The 20,180-nt window shown below is 66.7% G+C and carries 23 protein-coding genes and 2 pseudogenes; 10 read left to right on the top strand and 15 right to left on the bottom strand.

The features are described from left to right. Positions 1–37 precede the first annotated feature (37 nt). From ACFPJ1_RS07895 to ACFPJ1_RS07885, 3 genes are all read left to right on the top strand, one after another. Positions 38–2,791 (top strand): helix-turn-helix transcriptional regulator, encoded by a 2,754-nt coding sequence (locus tag ACFPJ1_RS07895; RefSeq protein WP_380102435.1) that lies wholly within the window; start codon positions 38–40, stop codon positions 2,789–2,791. 200 nt (positions 2,792–2,991) lie between these two features. After that, positions 2,992–3,687: a sensor histidine kinase gene (locus ACFPJ1_RS07890; RefSeq protein WP_380102433.1), complete on the top strand. Its 696-nt coding sequence runs from the start codon at positions 2,992–2,994 to the stop codon at positions 3,685–3,687. Beyond that, entirely contained in the window at positions 3,684–4,310 is a 627-nt protein-coding gene (locus tag ACFPJ1_RS07885) for a response regulator (RefSeq protein ID WP_380102431.1), read from the top strand. The genes ACFPJ1_RS07890 and ACFPJ1_RS07885 overlap by 4 nt, the downstream gene beginning before the upstream one ends. A gap of 473 nt (positions 4,311–4,783) precedes the next feature. On the opposite strand, the gene ACFPJ1_RS07880 is transcribed toward ACFPJ1_RS07885, so the two are convergent. The 3 genes from ACFPJ1_RS07880 to ACFPJ1_RS07870 all read right to left on the bottom strand — a co-directional run bounded on the left by ACFPJ1_RS07880 (position 4,784) and on the right by ACFPJ1_RS07870 (position 7,829). After that, positions 4,784–5,839, bottom strand: a complete 1,056-nt coding sequence (locus ACFPJ1_RS07880; RefSeq protein WP_380102429.1) for a serine hydrolase — start codon at positions 5,837–5,839, stop codon at positions 4,784–4,786. Positions 5,840–6,137: 298 nt separating this feature from the next. Next, positions 6,138–6,353: a hypothetical protein gene (locus ACFPJ1_RS07875; protein WP_380102427.1), complete on the bottom strand. Its 216-nt coding sequence runs from the start codon at positions 6,351–6,353 to the stop codon at positions 6,138–6,140. A gap of 9 nt (positions 6,354–6,362) precedes the next feature. After that, positions 6,363–7,829, bottom strand: coding sequence for an MFS transporter (locus tag ACFPJ1_RS07870; protein WP_380102425.1), 1,467 nt, complete (start codon positions 7,827–7,829; stop codon positions 6,363–6,365). An 89-nt stretch (positions 7,830–7,918) separates the two neighbouring features. On the opposite strand from ACFPJ1_RS07870, the gene ACFPJ1_RS07865 reads away from it, so the two are divergent. The 4 genes from ACFPJ1_RS07865 (at position 7,919) to ACFPJ1_RS07850 (ending at position 11,654) form a co-directional block, all read left to right on the top strand. Continuing rightward, positions 7,919–8,431 carry a MarR family winged helix-turn-helix transcriptional regulator gene (locus ACFPJ1_RS07865; RefSeq protein WP_380102423.1) on the top strand — a complete coding sequence of 171 codons (513 nt, stop codon included), beginning with the start codon at positions 7,919–7,921 and terminating at the stop codon, positions 8,429–8,431. Between the two features lie 381 nt (positions 8,432–8,812). Then, complete coding sequence (locus tag ACFPJ1_RS07860) at positions 8,813–9,451, top strand: metal-dependent transcriptional regulator (RefSeq protein WP_380102421.1); 639 nt, start codon at positions 8,813–8,815, stop codon at positions 9,449–9,451. After that, the gene (locus tag ACFPJ1_RS07855; RefSeq protein ID WP_380102419.1) at positions 9,451–10,470 is read left to right on the top strand and encodes a multicopper oxidase domain-containing protein; all 1,020 of its coding nucleotides are present in this window, start codon (positions 9,451–9,453) and stop codon (positions 10,468–10,470) included. Before ACFPJ1_RS07860 ends, ACFPJ1_RS07855 begins: the two co-directional genes overlap by 1 nt. Then, entirely contained in the window at positions 10,467–11,654 is a 1,188-nt protein-coding gene (locus tag ACFPJ1_RS07850) for a ZIP family metal transporter (protein WP_380102417.1), read from the top strand. Before ACFPJ1_RS07855 ends, ACFPJ1_RS07850 begins: the two co-directional genes overlap by 4 nt. Before the next feature lie 293 nt (positions 11,655–11,947). Here ACFPJ1_RS07850 and ACFPJ1_RS07845 read toward each other — a convergent pair whose 3' ends face one another. Then, the gene (locus tag ACFPJ1_RS07845) at positions 11,948–12,199 is read right to left on the bottom strand and encodes a hypothetical protein (protein WP_380102415.1); all 252 of its coding nucleotides are present in this window, start codon (positions 12,197–12,199) and stop codon (positions 11,948–11,950) included. A gap of 615 nt (positions 12,200–12,814) precedes the next feature. On the opposite strand from ACFPJ1_RS07845, the gene ACFPJ1_RS07840 reads away from it, so the two are divergent. After that, positions 12,815–13,228: a hypothetical protein gene (locus tag ACFPJ1_RS07840; protein WP_380102413.1), complete on the top strand. Its 414-nt coding sequence runs from the start codon at positions 12,815–12,817 to the stop codon at positions 13,226–13,228. 120 nt (positions 13,229–13,348) lie between these two features. Here ACFPJ1_RS07840 and ACFPJ1_RS07835 read toward each other — a convergent pair whose 3' ends face one another. Next, on the bottom strand, positions 13,349–13,720 hold the full coding sequence (locus ACFPJ1_RS07835; RefSeq protein ID WP_380102411.1) for a GNAT family N-acetyltransferase: 372 nt from the start codon (positions 13,718–13,720) through the stop codon (positions 13,349–13,351). A 198-nt stretch (positions 13,721–13,918) separates the two neighbouring features. Here ACFPJ1_RS07835 and ACFPJ1_RS07830 point away from each other — a divergent pair, with 198 nt between their 5' ends. After that, entirely contained in the window at positions 13,919–14,269 is a 351-nt protein-coding gene (locus ACFPJ1_RS07830; protein ID WP_380102409.1) for a GNAT family N-acetyltransferase, read from the top strand. Positions 14,270–14,411: 142 nt separating this feature from the next. Here the strand turns inward: ACFPJ1_RS07830 and ACFPJ1_RS07825 are convergent, their stop codons facing one another. The 3 genes from ACFPJ1_RS07825 to ACFPJ1_RS07815 all read right to left on the bottom strand — a co-directional run bounded on the left by ACFPJ1_RS07825 (position 14,412) and on the right by ACFPJ1_RS07815 (position 16,252). Next, entirely contained in the window at positions 14,412–15,044 is a 633-nt protein-coding gene (locus ACFPJ1_RS07825) for a TetR/AcrR family transcriptional regulator (protein ID WP_380102920.1), read from the bottom strand. A gap of 12 nt (positions 15,045–15,056) precedes the next feature. After that, a complete protein-coding gene (locus ACFPJ1_RS07820; protein ID WP_380102407.1) occupies positions 15,057–15,569 on the bottom strand; it encodes a hypothetical protein in 513 nt (170 codons plus the stop codon). 95 nt (positions 15,570–15,664) lie between these two features. Then, positions 15,665–16,252: a GNAT family N-acetyltransferase gene (locus tag ACFPJ1_RS07815; RefSeq protein ID WP_380102406.1), complete on the bottom strand. Its 588-nt coding sequence runs from the start codon at positions 16,250–16,252 to the stop codon at positions 15,665–15,667. Between the two features lie 250 nt (positions 16,253–16,502). Here ACFPJ1_RS07815 and ACFPJ1_RS07810 point away from each other — a divergent pair, with 250 nt between their 5' ends. Continuing rightward, a complete protein-coding gene (locus ACFPJ1_RS07810) occupies positions 16,503–16,841 on the top strand; it encodes a VOC family protein (protein ID WP_380102405.1) in 339 nt (112 codons plus the stop codon). A 30-nt stretch (positions 16,842–16,871) separates the two neighbouring features. On the opposite strand, the gene ACFPJ1_RS07805 is transcribed toward ACFPJ1_RS07810, so the two are convergent. From ACFPJ1_RS07805 to ACFPJ1_RS07775, 7 genes and pseudogenes are all read right to left on the bottom strand, one after another. Next, on the bottom strand, positions 16,872–17,051 hold the full coding sequence (locus ACFPJ1_RS07805; RefSeq protein WP_380102918.1) for a hypothetical protein: 180 nt from the start codon (positions 17,049–17,051) through the stop codon (positions 16,872–16,874). Between the two features lie 73 nt (positions 17,052–17,124). Beyond that, positions 17,125–17,265 (bottom strand): annotated as a pseudogene (locus tag ACFPJ1_RS07800) (Na+/H+ antiporter NhaA); the annotation flags it as partial. A gap of 136 nt (positions 17,266–17,401) precedes the next feature. Beyond that, positions 17,402–18,025, bottom strand: a complete 624-nt coding sequence (locus ACFPJ1_RS07795) for an MFS transporter (protein ID WP_380102946.1) — start codon at positions 18,023–18,025, stop codon at positions 17,402–17,404. 53 nt (positions 18,026–18,078) lie between these two features. Continuing rightward, a pseudogene (locus tag ACFPJ1_RS07790) lies at positions 18,079–18,567 on the bottom strand (MFS transporter); the annotation flags it as partial. Next, entirely contained in the window at positions 18,497–18,769 is a 273-nt protein-coding gene (locus ACFPJ1_RS07785; RefSeq protein ID WP_380102944.1) for a hypothetical protein, read from the bottom strand. The gene ACFPJ1_RS07785 and the pseudogene ACFPJ1_RS07790, both read right to left, overlap by 71 nt. Positions 18,770–19,024: 255 nt before the next feature. Beyond that, entirely contained in the window at positions 19,025–19,369 is a 345-nt protein-coding gene (locus tag ACFPJ1_RS07780; RefSeq protein WP_380102916.1) for a nuclear transport factor 2 family protein, read from the bottom strand. Between the two features lie 332 nt (positions 19,370–19,701). Continuing rightward, entirely contained in the window at positions 19,702–20,004 is a 303-nt protein-coding gene (locus tag ACFPJ1_RS07775) for a DUF427 domain-containing protein (protein WP_380102404.1), read from the bottom strand. Between the last annotated feature and the right edge of the window lie 176 nt (positions 20,005–20,180).

The raw sequence follows: 20,180 nt of genomic DNA, 5'->3' as shown, positions 1-20,180 counted from the left end.
TGGCGAGACATGCCATTTGAGCGGCAGGACATCGATTATGGGCGTCTCCAGCGGTGGTCCCGGAACGGGGCTTCTAGACCGGCGCGTCGAGCGCGGGGCAGTGGATCGGGTGCTGGACCGGGCGCGGGCGGGCAACAGTGCGGTGCTGGTCGTGCGCGGCGAGCCCGGGATCGGCAAGACGGTGGTGCTGGATTATGCGGTGGGCCGGGCTTCGGCGTCGGACGTGCGGGTGGTCCGGGCGTGGGGCGTCGAGTCGGAACTGGAGCTCGCGTACGCCGGGCTGCACCAGTTGTGCCTGCCGTTGCTCGGCCACCGGATGGAACAGCTGCCGAGGCCGCAGCGTAACGCGTTAGCCGTCGCATTCGGGATCCGGGAAGGGCCGGCACCGGATCGTTTCCTGGTCGGCCTGGCCGTGCTGAACCTGCTGGCCGCGACAGCGGAGGACCAGCCGCTGGCCTGTGTGGTCGACGACGCGCAGTGGCTCGACCGCGCCTCGGTGCAGTGTCTGGTGTTTACGGCGCGGCGGTTGCTGGCCGAGCCGATCGCCTTGATCTTCGCCGTCCGCGGTCCCGGTGGCGACCCTGAGCTGGCCGGCCTGCCCGGACTGACCGTGACCGGGCTGCGTAGTGCCGAAGCGGGCACTCTGCTGGCGTCGGCGGTCGGTGGGCGGCTGGACGCGGAGGTACGGGACCGGATCGTCGCGGAGACGCACGGTAACCCGCTCGCTTTGCTGCAGCTGCCCCGCGGTCTGGGGCCTGCCCAGTTGGCCGGCGGGTTCTGGCTTCCCGACTCGCGGCCACTGGCCAGCCGGATCGAGGACAGTTTTCACCGGCAGTTCGAGTCGCTGCCTGCCGAGACCCAGCGGTTGCTGCTGACCGCCGCGGCCGATCCGACCGGCTCCATGACCTTGTTGTGGCGCGCGGGTGAACTGCAGGGGATCCCGGCCGAGGCCGCCGTACCTGCTCAGGCTGCTGGACTGGTCGAGCTCGGGGCGCGGGTCCACTTCGCTCATCCCTTGGTCCGCTCCGCGGTCTACCAGGCGGCGTCGGCCGACGAGCGGCGGGAAGCGCATCGCGTTCTGGCCGAGGCGACCGATCCTGAGGCTGACCCGGACCGGCGGGCCTGGCATCGCGCCCACGCCGCGGTGGGGCCGGATGTTGAGGTGGCCGACGAGCTGGAACGGTCGGCCGGCCGGGCGCAGTCGCGTGGTGGACTGGCCGCGGCGGCCGCATTCCTCGAGCGCGCAGCGGTGCTGACACCGGACCTGGCCCAGAGGGGTGAACGGAGGCTGGCCGCGGCCCAGGCGAAGGTCCAGGCCGGCGCGTTCGAGGCGGCGGGGCAGCTACTGGGAATGGCCGAGGCCGCACCGCTCGACGACGTCCAGCGTGCTCGCGTCGATCTCCTCCGTGCTCAGCTAGCCTTCGCGGCAAACCGAGGCAGCGATGCCCCGCAACTGCTGATGAGGGCCGCCAAACGGCTCGAGCCCATCGATGCCGGCCTTGCGTGCGAAACCTACCTGGATGCGTTGAATGCCGCGCTGTTCGCCGGCCGCCTGGCCAGTCCCGGCGGAACGCCGCAGGACGTGGCAGCGGCAGCGCGAGCGGCGCCACGGCCCTCGCACCCGCCACGCGCGCCGGATCTCCTCCTGGACGGCCTGGCCGCGAAGTACAGCGAAGGATACGCGGCAGGATTGCCCCTACTCCGGCGCGCGCTGAGCGTCTTCGACCGGGAGACGTCGCCGGCGGAGGATCTTCGGTGGCTGTGGCTGGCCAATATCGCTGCTGTCGATCTGTGGGACGACGCCCGGTGGGACACGCTATCCGGCCGGCACCTACATCTCACCCGCGACGCCGGCGCGCTCAGCGAGCTTCCCCTCGCCTTGACCCAACGCATCTACCTGCTCCTGTTCGCCGGTGAGCTGGCCGCCGCGGCCTCCCTCATCGAGGAAATGCAGGTCGTCACGGAGGCAACGGGAACCCGCATGACGCCCTACGGTGATGTGTGTCTCGCTGCGCTGCGAGGCCGCGAAGGCGGGATCTCCGACCTGGCCACCGCCACCAAGGACGAAGCCATGCAACGCGGCGAGGGTATCGGGATCGGCCTCACTGATTGGGCGACCTCAGTACACGATAACGGTCTTGGCCACTACGCGAATGCGATGGCAGCAGCCGAAACAGCCTGCGCATACCTCGCTGACGTGAGCGCCTCAGTGAATTGGGGTCTGGTCGAGCTGGTCGAGGCCGCCACCCGCTGCGGGTTGCCCGAGCGCGCCACCGACGCCTTGCGGCGGCTGTCGGAGGCCACCACTGCCACCGGCACCGATTGGGCGCTCGGGGTCGAGGCGCGTTCACGGGCACTGGTGAGCGACGGCGAGACCGCTGATCGTCTGTACCAGGAGGCGATCGAACGGCTCGACCGCACCCGCATGCGTGTGGATCTGGCCCGCGCGCATCTGGTCTACGGCGAATGGCTACGGCGCGAGGAGCGCCGTACCGATGCGCGCGACCAGCTTCGCGTCGCCTACGAGATGCTGACTGCGATGGGTATGGAAGGGTTCGCGGACCGCGCCCGCCGAGAGTTGCTGGCAACCGGGGAAACCGTTCGCAAGCGCACGGTCGACACCCTCGCCGATCTCACCGCCCAGGAGGCGCAGATCGCCAAGCTGGCCCGGAGCGGATGCACCAACCAGGAGATCGGCAGCCAGTTGTTCATCAGTCCCCGCACCGTCGAGTGGCACCTGGGCAACGTCTTTGCCAAGTTGGGCATCACCTCACGCAAGGGCCTCCGCTGACGCCGTCGCCGCGATCCGCTGATGACCTCTCGAGCGATGGTCAACTCGCGGCAACGAGCTGGCCCCTGGAGCACGTCCCCGGGCCAACCCGGGGAGTCGCCCCGGGGCTGTCCCGGGGACGACGCGCCTCGATCGGCATGAGGGTAGCCACATCAGCGCACCGCCCGGGTCGCTCCAGAAATGAATGAGGAACCCATGTCATGAGCACGACAACTGCGAAAGGCGGCACGGAGGGCTACTACCTGGACTCTCGCGAGGGCCGCGACGTCAGGCTCGCCGGACGGCATGGGGTGCACGACCGCTTGACTGCGCAGCAGCTTGCCGAGCATGCCGCCCGGCTTGCTCGAAAGAACGAGGCCCTCGAGGATTTCGCGGCACTCGTTGCGCACGACGTGAAGTCTTCGCTGCTGTCCGTCCTGACGAGCGATGAACCGCGCAAGGTCCTGATGCGGGCGCTGGAGATCGTCGACTCGATCCTGGCGGCGACGCGCGCCGATCGAGCTGATGGTGGCGCAGCACAGGGAGCCGACTGCGTGCGAGAGGCCGTCGCCGACCTCGGAGCTATTCCCGCTGAGGTCATCACAACAGTGACCGGCGAGTTCCCGATCTCGCCGGCTGCCCTTCGTATCGTGCTCCGGAACCTGTTGGCGAACGCCGTCGCCGCGGGCGCAGGGCGCATCTTTGTCTCGGCGATTGCTCGCGGGGATCGGCATGTGCTCGTCGTCGATGACGACGGCGTCGGGCTCGGGTGCACCGACCGTTACGCGACCGGTGGTCACTTGGGCTTCGCCTTGTCCCGTCGCCTGGTTGCCCGGTTCGGAGGCGAGCTGGAGCTCAAGCCGCGAGCCAGCGGCGGAACGCGCGCCGTACTTGTCCTCAACGGGGCCGACCGATGATCCGCGTCCTCCTCGTCGACGACCACCAGCTCTTCCGTTCGGGGCTGCGTCTGCGGCTGGAGCGCGAAGACGGGATCGTGCCGGTCGGCGAGGCCGGAACCGCCGAGCAGTCGGTCATCAAGACACGTGCATTGCAGCCCGACGTGGTCCTGCTCGATCTGGTCCTGCCACGCAGGAATGGCGCCGACATCATTCCGGACCTGCTGAGAGTGTCCCCGGCGGCGAAGGTCTTGGTCGTTTCGTCGCACACCCAGCCGACGTCGGTACGGCAGGCGATCACCGCCGGTGCGCGCGGTTATGTGCCCAAGCGAGCGTCTGACACCGAGTTGATCGAGGCGATCCGCCAGGTCGCGGCCGGCGAACGCTACGTCGATCCCGAGCTGGGAGCGCAACTCGTCGTTGCGGACGGGCAGCCGGCGCTTGAACCGATCAGCGATCGTGAGCGCGAGGTTCTCCATCTGCTCGCGCTCGGTTACACGAACCAGGAGATCAGCCAGAAGCTCTACATCTCGCGGCGAACGGTCGATACGCACCGCGCACACGTCATGCGGAAGCTCAGGCTCGACACCCGCGCCGAGCTGGTCCTGTTCGCCCTCGCAAACGGCCTGATCGGTGCATCGTGATGTTCGCAACCATCGGCAAGTCCGCGTCGCCCGAGCGCTGCATGCAACACAGACGGATGGAGGTGTTCAAATGGGCTGTGGACAAGCGGCGAGCCGCGCTACGCCGACTGTAGCCCGCCGCCAAACTGCAGGCCGCTAACCGCCGGCGTCGCCCGCATCCCAGCAGGTCGAGAAACCCAGGTGTCGCCTTTCAGCCAAACCTCACTCGGACCCACCGGGCTCGCCTCCGACCTCGACAGCAAAGTCGTCGGTTGTGGGGACCCACCCCGGCCTGGGTACTGCGAGGTCCGGTACGTCCCCGGCAAGCTCACCTAGTGCGCCTAGAAGGCGATGGGGCCGAGCGGCGACCACGCGCCCGAACGGCAGAGCGACCGCGCCCGACGTGCCAAAGTAGATGCCGACGGCAACACTTCTGTCGGGAGGCAATGTCAATGACCTGCGGTCAGAGCGTCGGCGACGGCCTGCGTAGCGGGTCAGCTGGCGCGCTCGAAGTGGTCGACGATCACGCGTCCGATCCGGCCGATCAGATCTTCTTCCTCCTCGTAGCTGCCACCGAGATCGTTCGCGAACACAGCGACGACGATGGGGCCTGAGGGCGAGTAGACGATGCCGACGTCGTTGGCGTCCCACGGTGGGTTGTCGCCGGTCTTATGGCCGACCGGATGGCCGACGAGACTTGGCAGGCGTCGCTCGCCTAGCTGCTGTCGTAGAAGCGAAGCCCGCAATTCCGCACTGCTCTTGCCTGATACTGCGGTCGCGCACTCGATCGACTCCAGCATGCGGCCGGCTTCCCGCGGCGTCATCTGTCCGAAGCAGAGCGGCAGGCTGCGCTCACGAGCCAGGGCGCGGACCTCGTCGAGTGATCGCGCTGCAAGCGACGCGACCTCCTGCTCGATCGATTCCAGCCACTCCTGCGTCATCCCGGCCCACTCCGGAGCGCGGTTTCGCAACGCGTAGACCTGGGTGCTCGTGAGCGACACGTGACGCGCATCTGCGAGTACGTAGGGGAGGCGATCGGCATCGAGGATGCTCTGCGCCATGCGCGTCTGCGGGTAGCCGGACGCGGCCAGCCAGGCGTTGAGAGCGGTGACGCCCCCGATCCTGGCGAGCAGCAGATCGGTCGCGCTGTTGTCGCTGACGACGATCATCGCAGTCAGGAGGTCTCGTACTGTCGGCTCGAGGCCTTCCTGGAAGTACCGGAAAAGGCCTGAGCCGCCACGGAAGTCGGCCCTCGTCACGCGGATCCGTTCGTCGAGGTCCAGTTGCCCGTCATCAGCGAGCTGGTAGGACCGGATTGCGAGGGCTAGCTTGATGACGCTTTGGGTCTCGAAGACGACATCGGGTCGGACTGCGGCCTCCTCGCCGGTCGCCAGGTGCTTGACGTAGATGCCGACGCCGAGGGGTTTACGTTCGCGCAGCGACTCAAGTTCGACGACGCCCGCTGCGGCCGTGTCGTCCGGAAGTTGGAGTGTGAACCGTGCAGCTTCAGTTTCGAGCAGTGCTGCCAGTCCGCTCGTCCGACTGCTCATCGAGACATCGTCTCCCCGTCACTTGTCGCGCCCGCCTGCACTGCCAGAACCACCCGATACCGCTGTGAGACCACGGCCAAATCGACCAGTACCAGCCTCGGCACCTCGAAAGCATCGCATGGATCCGCAGGTCAATGACCCGGCCGACGTGCGAAGGGTTGTCTTCTGACGTGTTCGCGGCAGCGACGCAAGTCGGACAGACTGAAGCTGTGACGACCCATCTTGAGTGAACTTGTGCGACCCCGGGTTAGCAACGTCAGGGGAGCGGCATGTTCGCAATCCGCGACCTAACGGACCTTCACCCGCCGGACGAGTCAGTTGTCATCCGGGCCGAGTCCACCGGCTGGGTCATCGACTTGCCGGGGGGTCTTCGACGGCCGCCCAGCTCGGCGATGGCCCCCGATCCGGCGGCGGTACTGGAGCGGATCGAGTCCACCCGCAGCGGCGCGGCCAACTCGGCGACGGTGTCCAGACCGATCTCCGGCGTGATGACGAGGTGTGGATTGGTGGTCATGCTGACCTCTCAGGCGTCGAGCAGTGGCGCGTCGGCGGCGGCGGTGAAGCGCGGCAGCGCGGCGACGCCGATGGCGAGCAGGGCGATGATGCCCATCTGCACGGTTTCGACGGTGGCGAAGGCGTGGGCCGTGCTGTGCTCTGCCCGGGTGAGGTAGAGGGTGCCGAGCGTGGCCACCCCGAGCGCGAGGCCGCTTTGTTGCAGGGTGATCAGTACGCCGCTGCCGACGCCGCCGAGATGGGTCGGGACATCGGCAAGCACACTGCGGAACAGCCCGGCGAACAGCATCGACTGTCCGGCACCGGCCAGGGCGAGCGGGGCAGCCATGGCCCAGAGACTGACGTGTGGCCAGCCGTTGACGACAACGACAACGAGCGAGGCGAGGCCGGCGAGCTGGATGACCGCGCCACCCGACAGCGCGGCCCGGCCGAAGCGGCCGATCACCCGTGGTGCGAACACAGAGCCGAGGAAGAACAGCACCGCCATCGGCAAGATCGCCAGACCGCCATGGAGAGCGTCGGCGTGCAGACCATCCTGGACGGTCAGGGCGAAGACGAACATGAACGCGCCGAAACCAATGCTGAACGCGAACACCATCACCAGCCCGCGGGACATCGACGGCAGGCGCAGCAGCGACGGCGGCAGCAGCGGGATCTCACCGAGCCGCTCGGCGCGCCGCTCCAACACAAAGGTGACGGTGCCAAGCACGACCGCGAGCGCGATCATGGCCCAGGTCCACCACGGCCAGCCCAGTGAGTGGCCTTCGGTGAGCGGGACCAGCACGGCCGTGAGGGTCGCGGCGAACAGCACGGTGCCAGGCAGATCGATGCCGACCGGGTGGTCCGAGCGAGTGTTGGGCACGATCCGGGCCGCCACTAGCAGCACCACCACGCCGATGGGCACGTTGACCAGGAAGATCGGTCGCCAGGACATGCCGGCGATGTCGGCGCCGACCAGCAGACCGCCCACCAACTGCCCGACGACGGCGGCGATGCCGGACGTCGCGCCGTACAGGGCCAGGGCACGCGCCTTGCGCTCGTGCTCGAGCGTGTGGTGGAAGGTCGCGAGCACCTGCGGGACGAGCAGCGCCGCGGTCGCACCCTGCACGATGCGGGCGGCGATCAGGACACCGACGGTCGGGGCGAAGCCACACACCGCCGAGGCCACGACGAAGCCGACGAGCGCGCCCAGGAAGACGCGGTGGCGACCTAAGCGGTCACCCAGCCGGCCACCCAGGACCAGCAAGGCGGCGTAGGCGACGCCGTACCCGGTGATCACCAACTCCAGCTCGGACGCCGAGGCGTGCAGCGAGGCGTCGATGCTCGGCAGCGCGACGTTGGTGATGAAGAAATCCATGATCGGCAGGAACGCGCCGGCGAGCAGGAAGAACACACCTACCGGGTGAAGCCCACCGGACTGCGCAACCGCACGCGGCGAGGTCGGCCCGGCCCGCCGCGCGGAAAGAGTGACGGCCATTTGCTTCTCCAATTGATTATGAAGACATAACTATTAAGACATCAGTATGCCTGCATAACTATGAGCCGACAATCATCTATGCTGGCGGTGTGACGAAGAACCCATCGCCGCGACGCAGCCCCCGGCAGGCGCGCCGATCAGCCGCCGAGGAGAGCTGGGCCGACCTCGCCGATCTGGCGCTGATCATCAGCCGGGAGCTCCAGTACCGCGGCTACACCGACACGCAGGCCGTCGGCTTGACCCAGTCCGAAGGCATGGTGATGCGCTACCTCCTCCAAGGCGATCCCGCCGCCCCCAGCCAGATCGCCACCGCCACAGGACTCCAGCGCACAAACCTCTCCGCGACGCTGCGCGGTCTCGAGCAAAAGGGCCTCATTCAGCGTCAAGCCAACCAGGTCGACGGCCGCGGCGTGACCGTCAGCCCGACCGAACACGGTCGCAGCAACTACGCCCTCGTGCGACACGAGTGGGCAACCGCCGTCAGCAAAGCCGCCGGCCACGACGACACCCACCTCGACGCCGCCCTCACCCTGCTCACCACCATCGCCGACGGCCTGACCAACACCCGCCCCCAAAACCAATCCCGCCACCCACCGGCCTAGAGCACTCGGGCTGACCTAGCCTCAGCAGGCGGTCGCGGCCTGCCCTCGTCGGCCCGCCGCGAAACCCGACGCCTCCTGGCTGCCGCCACGGAAGAGTTCGCTGAGCGAGGCTTCATTTGTCGGCCAACGCTTTGGCGCGATCGTCGGCCTCGGCCTGCTCGCCCTGCTCTACCCCGACGCCGGCCAAGCGCTTCCTACCAGCAGTACGCCGCCGCCACCGGCCGCTTCGTCCCAGGTCTGGGGCGGCTGACACCTGCGACCCCTGACGGACCGTTGACTTAGCTCGGTCTGGTCAGGCTCATTAGACAAGGCTAATCTCTGGTTGTGATGCCTCAATCAGGTCAGTCGAGTCCCTGCTGCGAGATCTCTCATACCGAGGCGGTGGAGGACTGCCTGCGGACGATCTTCAAGCTGGCCGGTCGGAAGCTGCCGGTGACGACGTCCGCGCTCGCGGAGCAGCTTCGGGTTGCACCGCCGACGGTCTCGGCGATGTTGAAGCGGCTCGAGGCCGGCCAACTGATCACCAGGTCGGCGGGTCACGAGATCAGGCTGACGGAGCACGGCGAGCGGCACGCCCGGGGAGTGACCCGTCGGCATCGGCTGGTCGAGACGTTCCTGGTCCAAGTGCTGGGCCTGAGCTGGGACGAGGTCCACGAGGAGGCCGACGTACTGGAACATGCGATCAGTGAGCGGCTGGAGGACCGGATCGACGGCTTGCTCGGACATCCGACCCGCGATCCCCACGGTGACCCGATCCCGCCGCGTAACGGCCGCCATGTGGAGTCCTGGGCAGCGCCGCTGGGCGGCGTCCCGGCCGGCAGCCGGTTCCGGGTGGAACGGGTCGCCGATGACGACAGCGAGGCGCTGCGCTACCTGGCCGAGCGTGGGATCACCCCGGGTGCCGTGCTCGAGGTGATGAACCGCGAGCCGTTCGGTGGACCGGTGTGGGTGAAGGTCGGCGCCACGCGGCACGCCCTCGCGCCGATGCTCGCCGACGTGGTCCACGGTGAGGTCGCCTGATGTCCGGGGCGTCCCGCAGGGGCTTCCTGCTCGGTGGGGCGGGGGTCGCCCTCGGCGCGATCCCCGGTGGACAGGCACACGCTGACCCGATGCCACCTGTGGGTCATGGCGCCCATGCCGCGCACGGTGGCGGAGTGAACGGGCCGACTTTCCGCGGCACGGTCGACCACGCGGCGAACGGGTTCAACCCGACCGAGATCCTCCGGAGCTTCGACTACGGCAAGACCTCGAAGCTGCCCAACGGCCGAACCCTGCGGGAGTGGGAGATCGTCGCGGCCGACCGCGAGATCGAGGTCGCTCCCGGCGTACGGTTCCCCAGCTGGACGTTCAACGGCAGAGTGCCCGGACCAACCCTGCGTTGCAAGGCGGGAGACCGGCTGCGGGTGCGATTCGTCAACGGATCCGCCCATCCGCACACGATGCACTTCCACGGCATCCACCCCGCGGAGATGGACGGCGTACCGGGCGTGGGCCGCGGTGTGATCGAGCCGGGCGGCGAGTTCGTCTACGAGTTCGACGCGGAGCCGTTCGGGATCCACCTGTACCACTGCCACGTGGGTCCGCTGGCCGAGCACATCGCGCGCGGCCTGTACGGCACCTTCATCATCGACCCACCGCAGGGCCGGCCGAAGGCGGACGAGCTGGTGATGGTGATGAACGGCTACAACACCACTTTCGATGCTCAGGGCAACCAGCTCTACGCGGTCAACGGGATCCCGTTCCACTACATGCACGAGCCGGTCCAGGTGCAGCGCGGTCAGCTGGTCCGGATCTACCTGGCCAACATCCTGGAGTACGACCCGATCAACAGCTTCCACCTGCACGGGAACTTCTTCGACTACTTCCCGACCGGCACCCGGCTCGAGCCGTCGGAGTACACCGATACCGTCGTCCAGGCTCAGGGCCAGCGCGGGATCTGCGAGTTGCGGTTCCCGTACCCGGGCAAGTACATGTTCCACGCGCACAAGAGCGAGTTCGCCGATCTCGGCTGGATGGGCTTTTTCGAGGTGACCGAATGACCTCTCCGGGCCTTCGTGGACGTGCGCCGGTCGCGGCCATCGCGATCGCCGCTGTGGTCGTGGTGGCGATCGCGCTGACCGCGCTCGCCGTCCTCGGCAGCCGCAGTCTGCCCGAGCGGACCGGCCCGCCGGTCGAGGAACTGGCGGTGGAGCGGGTCATCCTGTCGCCCGGCATGATCGAACTCACGCTCCGCAACACGGGCCCTGATCCGGTGCAGGTCGCGCAGATCGCCGTGAACGACGTGTACGCCGGCTTCACCGGTGCCACCGAGCCGTTGGGGCGGCTCGACAAGGAGATCGTGCGCGTGGACTATCCCTGGTCCGAGGGCCAGCCCTACACGCTGTCGATGCTGACCTCGACTGGTGCCGTCATCGAGCACGAGATCCCGGCCGCCGTCGAGTCACCCACGGCGGGCACCCGGCTCCTGGCCCTGATGGCGCTGCTCGGCACCTACGTGGGCATCATCCCGGTCGCTCTCGGGATGGTCTTCCTGCCCGTACTGCGAAGAGCCCGGCGGCGCGTGATCCGCGGGTTGATGGCTCTGACAGTCGGGTTACTCGCCTTCCTCGCCATCGACGCGACCATCGAAGGGCTTGACCTCGCGGCCGCATCCGGAGGCGCTTTCGGCGGACCGCTCCTGGTCATCCTCGGCGCCGGATTGGCCTTCCTGGCACTGACGGCGGTCGACCGACTCCTCAAGAGCCGAGGATCGGAGCAGACCGGTGCTGACCCGGACGGCGGCCGGCTGGCCTTGATGATTGCCATCGGCATCGGATTGCACAACCTCGGTGAGGGACTGGCCATCGGATCGGCCTACGCCGTCGGCGAGTTGGCGCTCGGCGCCGCGCTGGTGGTCGGCTTCGCCCTGCACAACACCACGGAAGGGCTGGCCATCGTGGCACCGCTGGCCCACCAACGACCGTCGCTGATCCGGCTCCTCGGTCTCGGACTGCTGGCCGGGGGACCAGCGGTCCTCGGCGCGGCGCTCGGCGCTTCCGTCAACGACGCCGCTCTTGCATCGGCACTGTTCGGCGTCGGAGTCGGCGCCATCATCCAGGTGATCATCCAGATCGCGCCCAGCCTTCGCTCCCGCACCGGGAAACTGCTCGATCCGACGGTGGCCGGTGGGGTGTCGGCAGGTCTGCTGGTCATGTACGCGACTGGTTTGCTCGTCGCCGCCTGAACTCGTGATGCCTGGTGGCGGCAAGCCAGGTGCCAAGACACGCGGTGACAGTACGTGACCGGCCACTTCCGCCGATCCGCACGCCGGTGCTGAGCATGAACGTGACCAAGTCGGGGAGATCAGAGTCCACGGCGCGTTCGTCAGTTGCCAGCTGCTTAGGGAGCAGCCGTACCTCGTCGCCACTGAGCGCTCGCGGCAGCTTCTTGGCGTCATGCTCGATCCTGTCGACCTCGCGGACGGGATTGATGCTGATGGCGCCATATCGGACTGCGAGACCTCGAGTGCGCAGCCTGTCAGTGCTCGTGCACGTGGTCGCCGTGCTGGTAGTGCCGATGACCGTCATGCAGGTGGTCGACATGATCCTCGTGCTGTACCGTCTCGCAGCCGTCCCCTTCGCTGTGCGGATCACCGTGGCCGGCGTGCGCCTTGGTCTCCGCATGCTGCTCGCCGTCGTGGACATGGTCCACGTGGTCGCCATGGAGCACTGTCTCGCAGCCGTCGTCCGGCAAGTGCTCGTGATCGAGTGGCTCGGTGTGCGTACTCACTTGGACTCCTCAGGGTCGCTTAGCCCCCACCTTCCTCCCGTGCGCCTGCCGACGACAAGGGTCGCCGTGAGTCCAGATCGGGGAGAGGAGAGGTTCGCGGCAAGGCTACGCTCGCGACGCCGCTGAGGTGTCACATGAGGCTGATCAGGAAGATCGCGGTCGATGTGGTCGGCGTGGAACAGTGCCTGGGCGAGCAGCCCTGTCACATGATTGTCAGCCGCAGAGTAGTGCACACGAACGTGCCCTCTCGGCGACCGAGGAATGCATTCTCACACCTTGGTCTGCTGTTCTACTTGCGCATCTGCGTGCTTGCGCAGGTAGCAAACCCGGTGTGACTGCTCCCACGGACACCGTCGTTCCCCGGCCAGCCGGAGCCTCGATCCGCAGGTGGCCGGGCGACAGCTCAGGTCCGCCTCATCGCTCGCAGTGCGGCGATCGATACGGTCCGGCTGCGTCGCGATCGGCCGTACGACCCAGATGTTCTGCTGGCGGTGCTGACGGCCGGTGAGGCGTCGGACGACCGGCAGATCGAACAGGTCGCCGACACCGACCAGATACGGACTGCGCTCCGACGCTTGCCGCGGGAACAGGCCGCGGCTGGTCGCCGTCGGTGGAATGGCGGCCGCCCTGCTGCTCGTCTCCGGAGGAAGCGCCACGGTCGTCTATCAGCAGGGAGAAACGGACCGCGCGCTCGCCGACCAGTACCTGCAGACACTGTCGATCGCCAACGGTCGCTACCTCCAGGCCGCGCGGCTGACCACCCCGGCGGGCGAGCAGTCCGGCACGGTCTTCCTCTATCAGGGAAGTCCGTTGTGGCTGCTGGTCAGTATCTCGGCCGCACCGACGGACGGCCGGTACGAGATCCACGTACGGGATCGCGGCGGCGCACTGCGCACCGTCGGCGCCTGCCAGTTGAAAGACCGCTCCGGCACTACCGGGTACCGGCTCGACATCGCGGTGGCACAAGTCGCCCAGATACAGCTCACCCAGGACAGCCAGGTCCGCCTCACAGCCACACTCCCGAACTGAGCGAGACAGCTCCGACGGGTCATCGCCGAATCGGCAGTCCCGGGGAGGCGGTCGGGGGACGCATGACCTGGGGGAAGAACTGGATGAGTAGGCAAGATCTCCTGAGCGTGCGGCTTGGGCTCAGCCACGAGCCTTCGCGCGCGCCGCCGACTCGGCAGCAGCACGATCGGAGTAGCCCGGGTGTCGGGCGTCGATCAGATCGGCATAGGTGGTCGTTCGCGAGAGGTAGTCGACCACAAAGGGGCAGATTGCGGTGATCGTGCCCTCGCGGGAGCGGATCTCATCGAGCACTCGACGCGCCATCGCGCCCGCCACGCCCTGGTGTTGATGACTCGACTCGACTTCGGTGTGCTGGAGGGCGTACCGGTTGGGCCTCAGATGGGTGTAGTAGAGCCAGCCGACCAGCTCGCCGTCTCGGTAGAGCTCGAAGCGGCCTTGGCTGGTGTTGTCAATCAGGTCTTCGGCAGGCGCTGCCTGTTCTTCACTGCTCATCGGCCCACTCCCTCAACGTGTATCTCCGGCTTGCGATCGGGCAGTGCCCGCTTCGGACCCTGCAGTCCAAGTATGGCGTGGGAGTGTTCGCGCTGCACCACTGGGTGCCGTAAGTTTGGACTGGATAGTCCGCACGCACCACCCTCGCGGGTGCTGGCTAGACCAACCGACTAGAGACGAAAGAGGCGAGAAGAGAGCATGAAGCCATCACCGGCCGCCGTCGAGGTGCGCAAGGACGAGACCACCCGCCTCTACGAGGCACTGATCGATGGCCAGGTCGTCGGTAACCTGGCTTACGAGACGACCGGCGGGCGGGTCTCGCTCACGCACTCCTACGTGGACCAAGACCAACGGCATCGAGGCGTCGCTTCGGCCCTGACGCGCTATGCGCTAGAAGACCTGAGCCAGAGTCAGACCAAGACCGGTATTTACTGCGGCTTTGTTGCTGACTACGTCCAAGACCACCCCGAATGGAACGATGCCGTCGACATCAACCGCTCGTCTTTCATCGCCACTCGCACCGCCCGAGACACGACCAGCGGGCGCTGACGCTATGGACGACTTGCACGTCACCATCGAGCCTGAGCGCATCGTCACCTCGACCCTCATCCTGCGGTCCCGGTCTGCCGAAGATGCCCAGCGCGGCGTTCGAGATGTACGGCGACCCCGGAACCGCCGAGGCGACCGGAGATCAGATGGATCGTTCAGACAAGCTCTCGATGTGCGCAAGCGCCATATCGATCGAGGTTGCCATCGGGGTGACGTTCCGCGCGGTCTGAGACAGCAGGTAGCCACCCTGGAGGGCGGCCATGAGCCCGGTTGCGAGCTGGTCGATCGAGACGTCGGGCGGAAGGGCACCACCGTCTTGAAGCCTCTGCAACACACCTGCCAGGAGTCCCTGCCACTCGCTGAACAACCCGGCCAGGGCTTGGCGTGCGAGAGCGTCGTGATCGGAAACCTCAGAGGCCAGTGAGCCGAGCGCGCACCCGTAGGCGCCATGCCGGAGCGCGTTGTTCTGGACCAACGCGTCCCGCCAGCGTCGCAAGCCCCGGAACGTCGATACGTGGCCGAGTGCGTCGCGCTCGCGCTCAATGACGCGTTGGCCCACATGGTCGACGACGGCGCGCACGAGTGCCTCTTTACCGTCGAAGTGGTGGTAGAGCTGTGACTTGCTCACACCACTCGCCGCGAGCACGTCATCCAGCGTGGTAGCTCCGACTCCTTGGATGTACATGAGGTCGGCTGCTGCGCCGACGATTCTGGCCCGCGTCTTTGCACCGCGCGCCGTCAGGCGTCTGCCATTGTGCGAGTCGGCGGTCGTCATCACGGACCCATGTTACTGATTGACTCGTTCCGTTGTGGTGTCACCGCTGTTGACGTCCTCTGTCGCCCCAAGGGGCGCGAGCGCGATGTCGAGCGCGGCGTTGAGGGGCCGAGGGTCTTGCGCAATCTGGCTCAGGGTGCTGCCGCCATGAAGCGCGGCGAGGATCAGAACCGCGGTCTTGTGGGGGTCGACGTCGTTGCCGTTGCTCGTTGCCTGTGTCGCAGAACGGGTGGTGCAGAGTGTCGCGTCGGCCTGCAGTAAGCGATCGACTGCCTCCTCGATGAGTCCCCGCCACCGACCGAGGAAGTCGGCTCGTTCGGGCACATCACCGGTCCGCCGCAGTGCCAGCGCGTACGGCGAGCGCGGCGTCATGAGTTCCTCGACCACCCGACGTCGCCAACCGGCCAGCTTCGCCCCGTCAGTGACTCCAGCCAGACAAGCGCTCTCGCGGGCCAAGATTTCCGCGAAGTGTGTCCTCATCTGTTCCTCCCTAAGGCCAGCCGGCGCCGCCCATGCATCCTGCACGCGTCAGGACTATAGAGTCCACTTAACGGTTCGGCTGGGTTGGAGCCTGGCCTGATGGGCATCGCGCCCGCGTGGGCATGAGGACCTGATCAGGATCAGCGTTCGACGGGGCCTGGCTCGAGCGTGGAGGTGTCCAAGTCGCCCTTGCGGAGCCGGAAGACCTGAAGGCGAAGGTCGTAGTACTTGTCCGTTTCCCCGACCCATTCCATCCCGATACGGCGGGCGGCGTGTGTGCCGCGTTCGTTATTGGGCCGTACGACGGCGAAGACCTCTTCCTCGCCGTTGCTGAAGGCATAGTGGGCCAGGGCGTGCCCCACTTCGGCCGCCAACCCCCGCCCCCACGCCCATGGAGCGAGCTGGTAGCCCAACTCCAGGTCGTCGCCCTCCGGCGGCAGCGGAAGAATCTGGCCCGAGCCTGCGACGCGTCCGCTCTCAGTCTCTTCGATCACCCACCGGCCACTTGGGCGCCCTTCGGATCCCAGAGGTGCGGCGATCCATCCGGTGATCACAGCGCACATCTGGTCGAGGTCGTTGACGCGATCCATCGCCGGGGTCAGCCACCGGGAGACCTCCGGGCTACCGTAGATGTCGAGCGCGCCGGCTGCGTCATCGTGATGCCACGGACGCAGCCGCAACCGCGGCGTACTGATGGTCGAACCGATGATAGTGACCTCGTGAGTCAACGCTGCTCCTCGATGCCGGGACGGGGCGCACACCCGACGGCGCGCCTAGCGGTTGATGACGCTACCCCGTATTGGACGAAGTCGTCCATCTCGGCCGCACCGGCTGAAGTGACAAAGAGCCCGATACTGGAGACGAAAGAGATGCAGCCTCCCGGGCACTAATCGAATGAGAGTCATGGGCACCCATGACCTGTTTGCACCGTGGCTTCAATCACCGGCCTGGGCGAACCGTTAGATCACGGAGAGCTGGATGACGACAAACATCGGGGCAGTTACCTTCAGCTGTCAAGATCCACACAAGGTGGCCGAGTTCTGGGCCCACGCCTTGGGCTGCCACGTTGCGGCTTCAGCGGACTCAGGATCTGCGGCGATCCTGGCTGCGATCCCGCTGTACTTTCGCCGGTCCACATCCGAAACGACCGTTGAGAACAACATCCATCTTGACGTCACCACCGATGATCTCGATGCCGACGCCACCCGCCTTCGTGACCTTGGGGCAACCGAGGTCCATCGCGACCAGTGGCACTCCACCGAATCGATCACCTTCCTCGACGTCGAGGGAAACCAGTTCGACCTGATCGCGGAATAGGGCCCACACGGCCACTCGTTGCTTTGGAAGTCAGTGGTCTTGACGGGTGTCTCGCAGGCCGTTGTGGAGCCCACCGGGGTTGCGGCTGATGGGCGTGTGAGTCGAGATCACGACTCCCGACGGACGCTCGTTTCCGGAGCCCCTTGCGATGAGGACGAAAAGGAGTGCGGGCACCACCAGGCCCGCGATCGCGGCGGCGACGGGCGCCAGGGCACGGGATCAGCTCGTCAGCTCCCCGATCGCGACTCCCGACGCACTTCGAGCTCGACCGTAAGTAGAAGATCGCCATCAGCGCGTCGTTCACCAGTGCGTGAAGCGTGAAGTCCAGTTGTAGGTCGCCGACTCCGACCACCAGGTGGGTCTCCCAGAACGTCTCGTACGACGGCAGGGACACGTTGGCCCAGACGATCGCCGCAAGCGACGCGACGAGGAGAAGAGGGCGCCGATCCGGGTCTGGCCCGTTGCGCCGATCTTCGCGGCGATCGACGGGCGTCGACGAGCGCGGGCGGAGCCCTGCTCAGGGTCGAGTGAGGTCTGGATGAAGGTGAGTTTCGCCATGATTAGCCACCGTGCTGGCTGTTTCCGGTCGTGTCGGTGTGCGGGTTGCGTGCAGCGATGACGGTGAACAGGGTGGCGACGAGGGCAAGTCCGCCGTATCCGAGGGTGATCTGTGGTAGCGAGAAGGTGTTGGACAGTTGGCCGGAGATGAGGCTGGGGAAGGCGGCGCCGCTGTAGGAGATGAGGTAGATCGCGGTGAAGGTCGGTGCCCGGTCGGCCAGGGTGCTGCCGTGCAGCAGGCCGCGGGTGGCGGCGCTGATGGCGATGCCTTGACCGGCGCCGGCGACGATGGTCGAGGTGATGAACAACGCCAGTGTGCCGGTGGCGATTGCTGTGATGATGCCGATCATTCCGGCCAGGAAGGCGATCATGCCGAGGCGTTGGGCCGCCGCTGGTGTGAACCGGCCGCCGAGGGGAGCGCCGAGAACGCTGGGAGCCATGTAGGCGGCGAACACCAGTCCGGGGACGAGGGGGTTGTGGGTGTGGAGTTGGTCTTCGACCAGCGCGGGCACGAAGGCTTGGTAGAAGGCACCGGTCGCCCAGGTGGCCAGGAAGACCGCGGCCGCGACGGGGAGCAGATGTCTGACCCGCGCTGGAACGCGAACCCGGGTAGCAGTGATCGCCAAGCGCCCGGCGTCGGAGTTACGGTTTCAGGGCTGATCGCGACGAGTGCGGCGGACAGTAGCAGGAGGCCGGCGCAAACCAGGTAGATGAGGTCGCGTGGCCAGGGCCCGAATTGGACCAGGGCGCCGGAGCCGATGGCGCCGACGGTTAGGCCGAGCATGGGTCCCTGGCTGGAGGCGACGGAGGCCAGCCAGGCCGGCCTGGTGGGTGCGGTGTCGACGATGTAGGCGGTGAGGCTGCTGCTGGCGAGCCCGGCACCGAGGCCCATCAGGACCCGACCGGCCAGCAGGATGCCGATGGCGTGCACGTTCAGCAGCAGCAGACAGCCCAGCAGGAGCAGACCGAGGCTGGCGATCGCCGTGCGTCGGCGACCGACATGATTGGACACGCGTCCCAACACCAACAATGCGGTGATAGTGCCGACGGAGTAGGCGACGACCGCCAGCGAGATACCGGCGTTGGTGAACTTGTCCTCAGCTCGATAGATGTTGTAGAGCGGGACCGGCGCGGCGTTCGCGGCAAACGCGGCCGCCAGGGAGACCACCGCAGATACGAACGCCAGCCGGAGCGTTGTGTCCCGCCGAGCCAGTTTGATCGCCGGTGCCACGTTGTGCATCGAGCCGTGCCTTTCTCTTGTCATGAACCACCCCGGAGTTTCTGGAGGTTTCGGGGTTGCGCACGTCGACGTAGCTGCGCACCGTGAAGGTGTCGGTGAGCCAGGTCCACACAGAGACGACGTCGGTCATGGACGCCCCGGCCTGAGGCGGGCGTGCCAGAGGAGATCACGAGGTCGCAGTCTGCTGGAATGCGGTCGACACTGGTGTAGCCGCCACTGTGGGCGGCTACACCAGTGTCGATTCCGCTGATCTTGGTCGTGGCGTTTCTCGTCTGAGGCGAGGCCGCCAGCCGGTCTCGGCTTGTTGCGGGTCGTGACTTGCTCTTGGGTGTGGTCCCTACCCAAGGGCGGGGTTGCCTCGCGACCAGCAGCCTCCCGGGGCGGTTTAGGTGCCCGGAGCGATCGCGCAGGCTGAGACGCAGACCCAGGTACCCGCACGCTTCTGGTACGTGTCCGTGTACAGAGCTTCTTGGTCCACTCCATCGGCGAGCATGGTGTACGTGGCGCGGCCGTGGATCAGAGCAACGTCACTGAGGATGCGGATGTTGACGTCGTGCACAGCGAGGTCCTTGAAGGGGCGCGGCTTAGCGATGTAGTCGAGGAACTCGGCAAGGTTGCGGGTGACGCCCGGAGTCTGCACGATGAAGTCTTCGGCAAGAAACTCGCTGCAGCGCTTGGCATCGCTGAGCTGGTCGGAGCGGACGTAGTCATTGTTGAGCTGCTCGAGGATCGCCAGATCTTCGGTGGACTGCTTGGTGTCGTTAATTTCGTGTTCCTTCTCTGTGGTTCGGCGTTCGCTGCCGGTGAGCTGTCGGTTCGGTGCCGTGTACGCGGTGCCGGCGTGCGAGGTTGTCCCGTCTTGTTTGTGTCGATCCGTCGCGCCGTCTTACCGACAACGTCGCAATCTCGTTCGCGCCTCGACGCTCTCCGGCCGTAACCCGCGCTAGTCAGCGGGGTACGACGTCGAGAGGCGGTGCAGCCACTCTCGATGATCATCTGTCCCGTTCGACGTTCCGCATCTCGCGCAGTATCGGGCGGGGACCGAAGTGCGGCGATGACTGCTTACGCGACCGTGATCTGCTGTGCATCGAAGGCGACGTAGCTAGTGAAGTCGTGGCCGACCACCTCGATGGCCGAGTGCTTGGGTGCCGGGTAGCACCAGGCGGCATCGGGATACTTCCCGGTGGTGCTCAGCACGTCGTAATAGCGGGCCTGCCCCTTCCACGGGCAGGTGTACGGCGTCGGACTTGCCTGCAAGACGCCGATGATCAATGCGTCAGGCGGAAAGTAGCGGCTGCCTTCAACCACGATGATGCGGTCGTCAGGTGCCTCCGCTACCAGCATTCCATCGACCGACGCCTTCATCTGTACTCCTCCGGCCGTGGATGTGGGGTCTTGACCCCCGCGTGGGTTGCCTTGCTCTCTGCTGCCATCACAGTCAATAATTGGACGATACCGTCCACTTTTGTCAAATCAAGTTGGAGGAATGCAGGCCCATGGTGCGAATGGCTGATCGACAGTGGAGGCAAGAGCGATGATGA

It is taken from the genome of Kribbella qitaiheensis (assembly GCF_042657745.1).
GTDB classification, from domain to species: Bacteria; Actinomycetota; Actinomycetes; order Propionibacteriales; family Kribbellaceae; genus Kribbella; species Kribbella qitaiheensis.
Note: the sequence above shows the minus strand (reverse complement) of the source record. Positions and strands in the feature narration are given on the sequence as shown.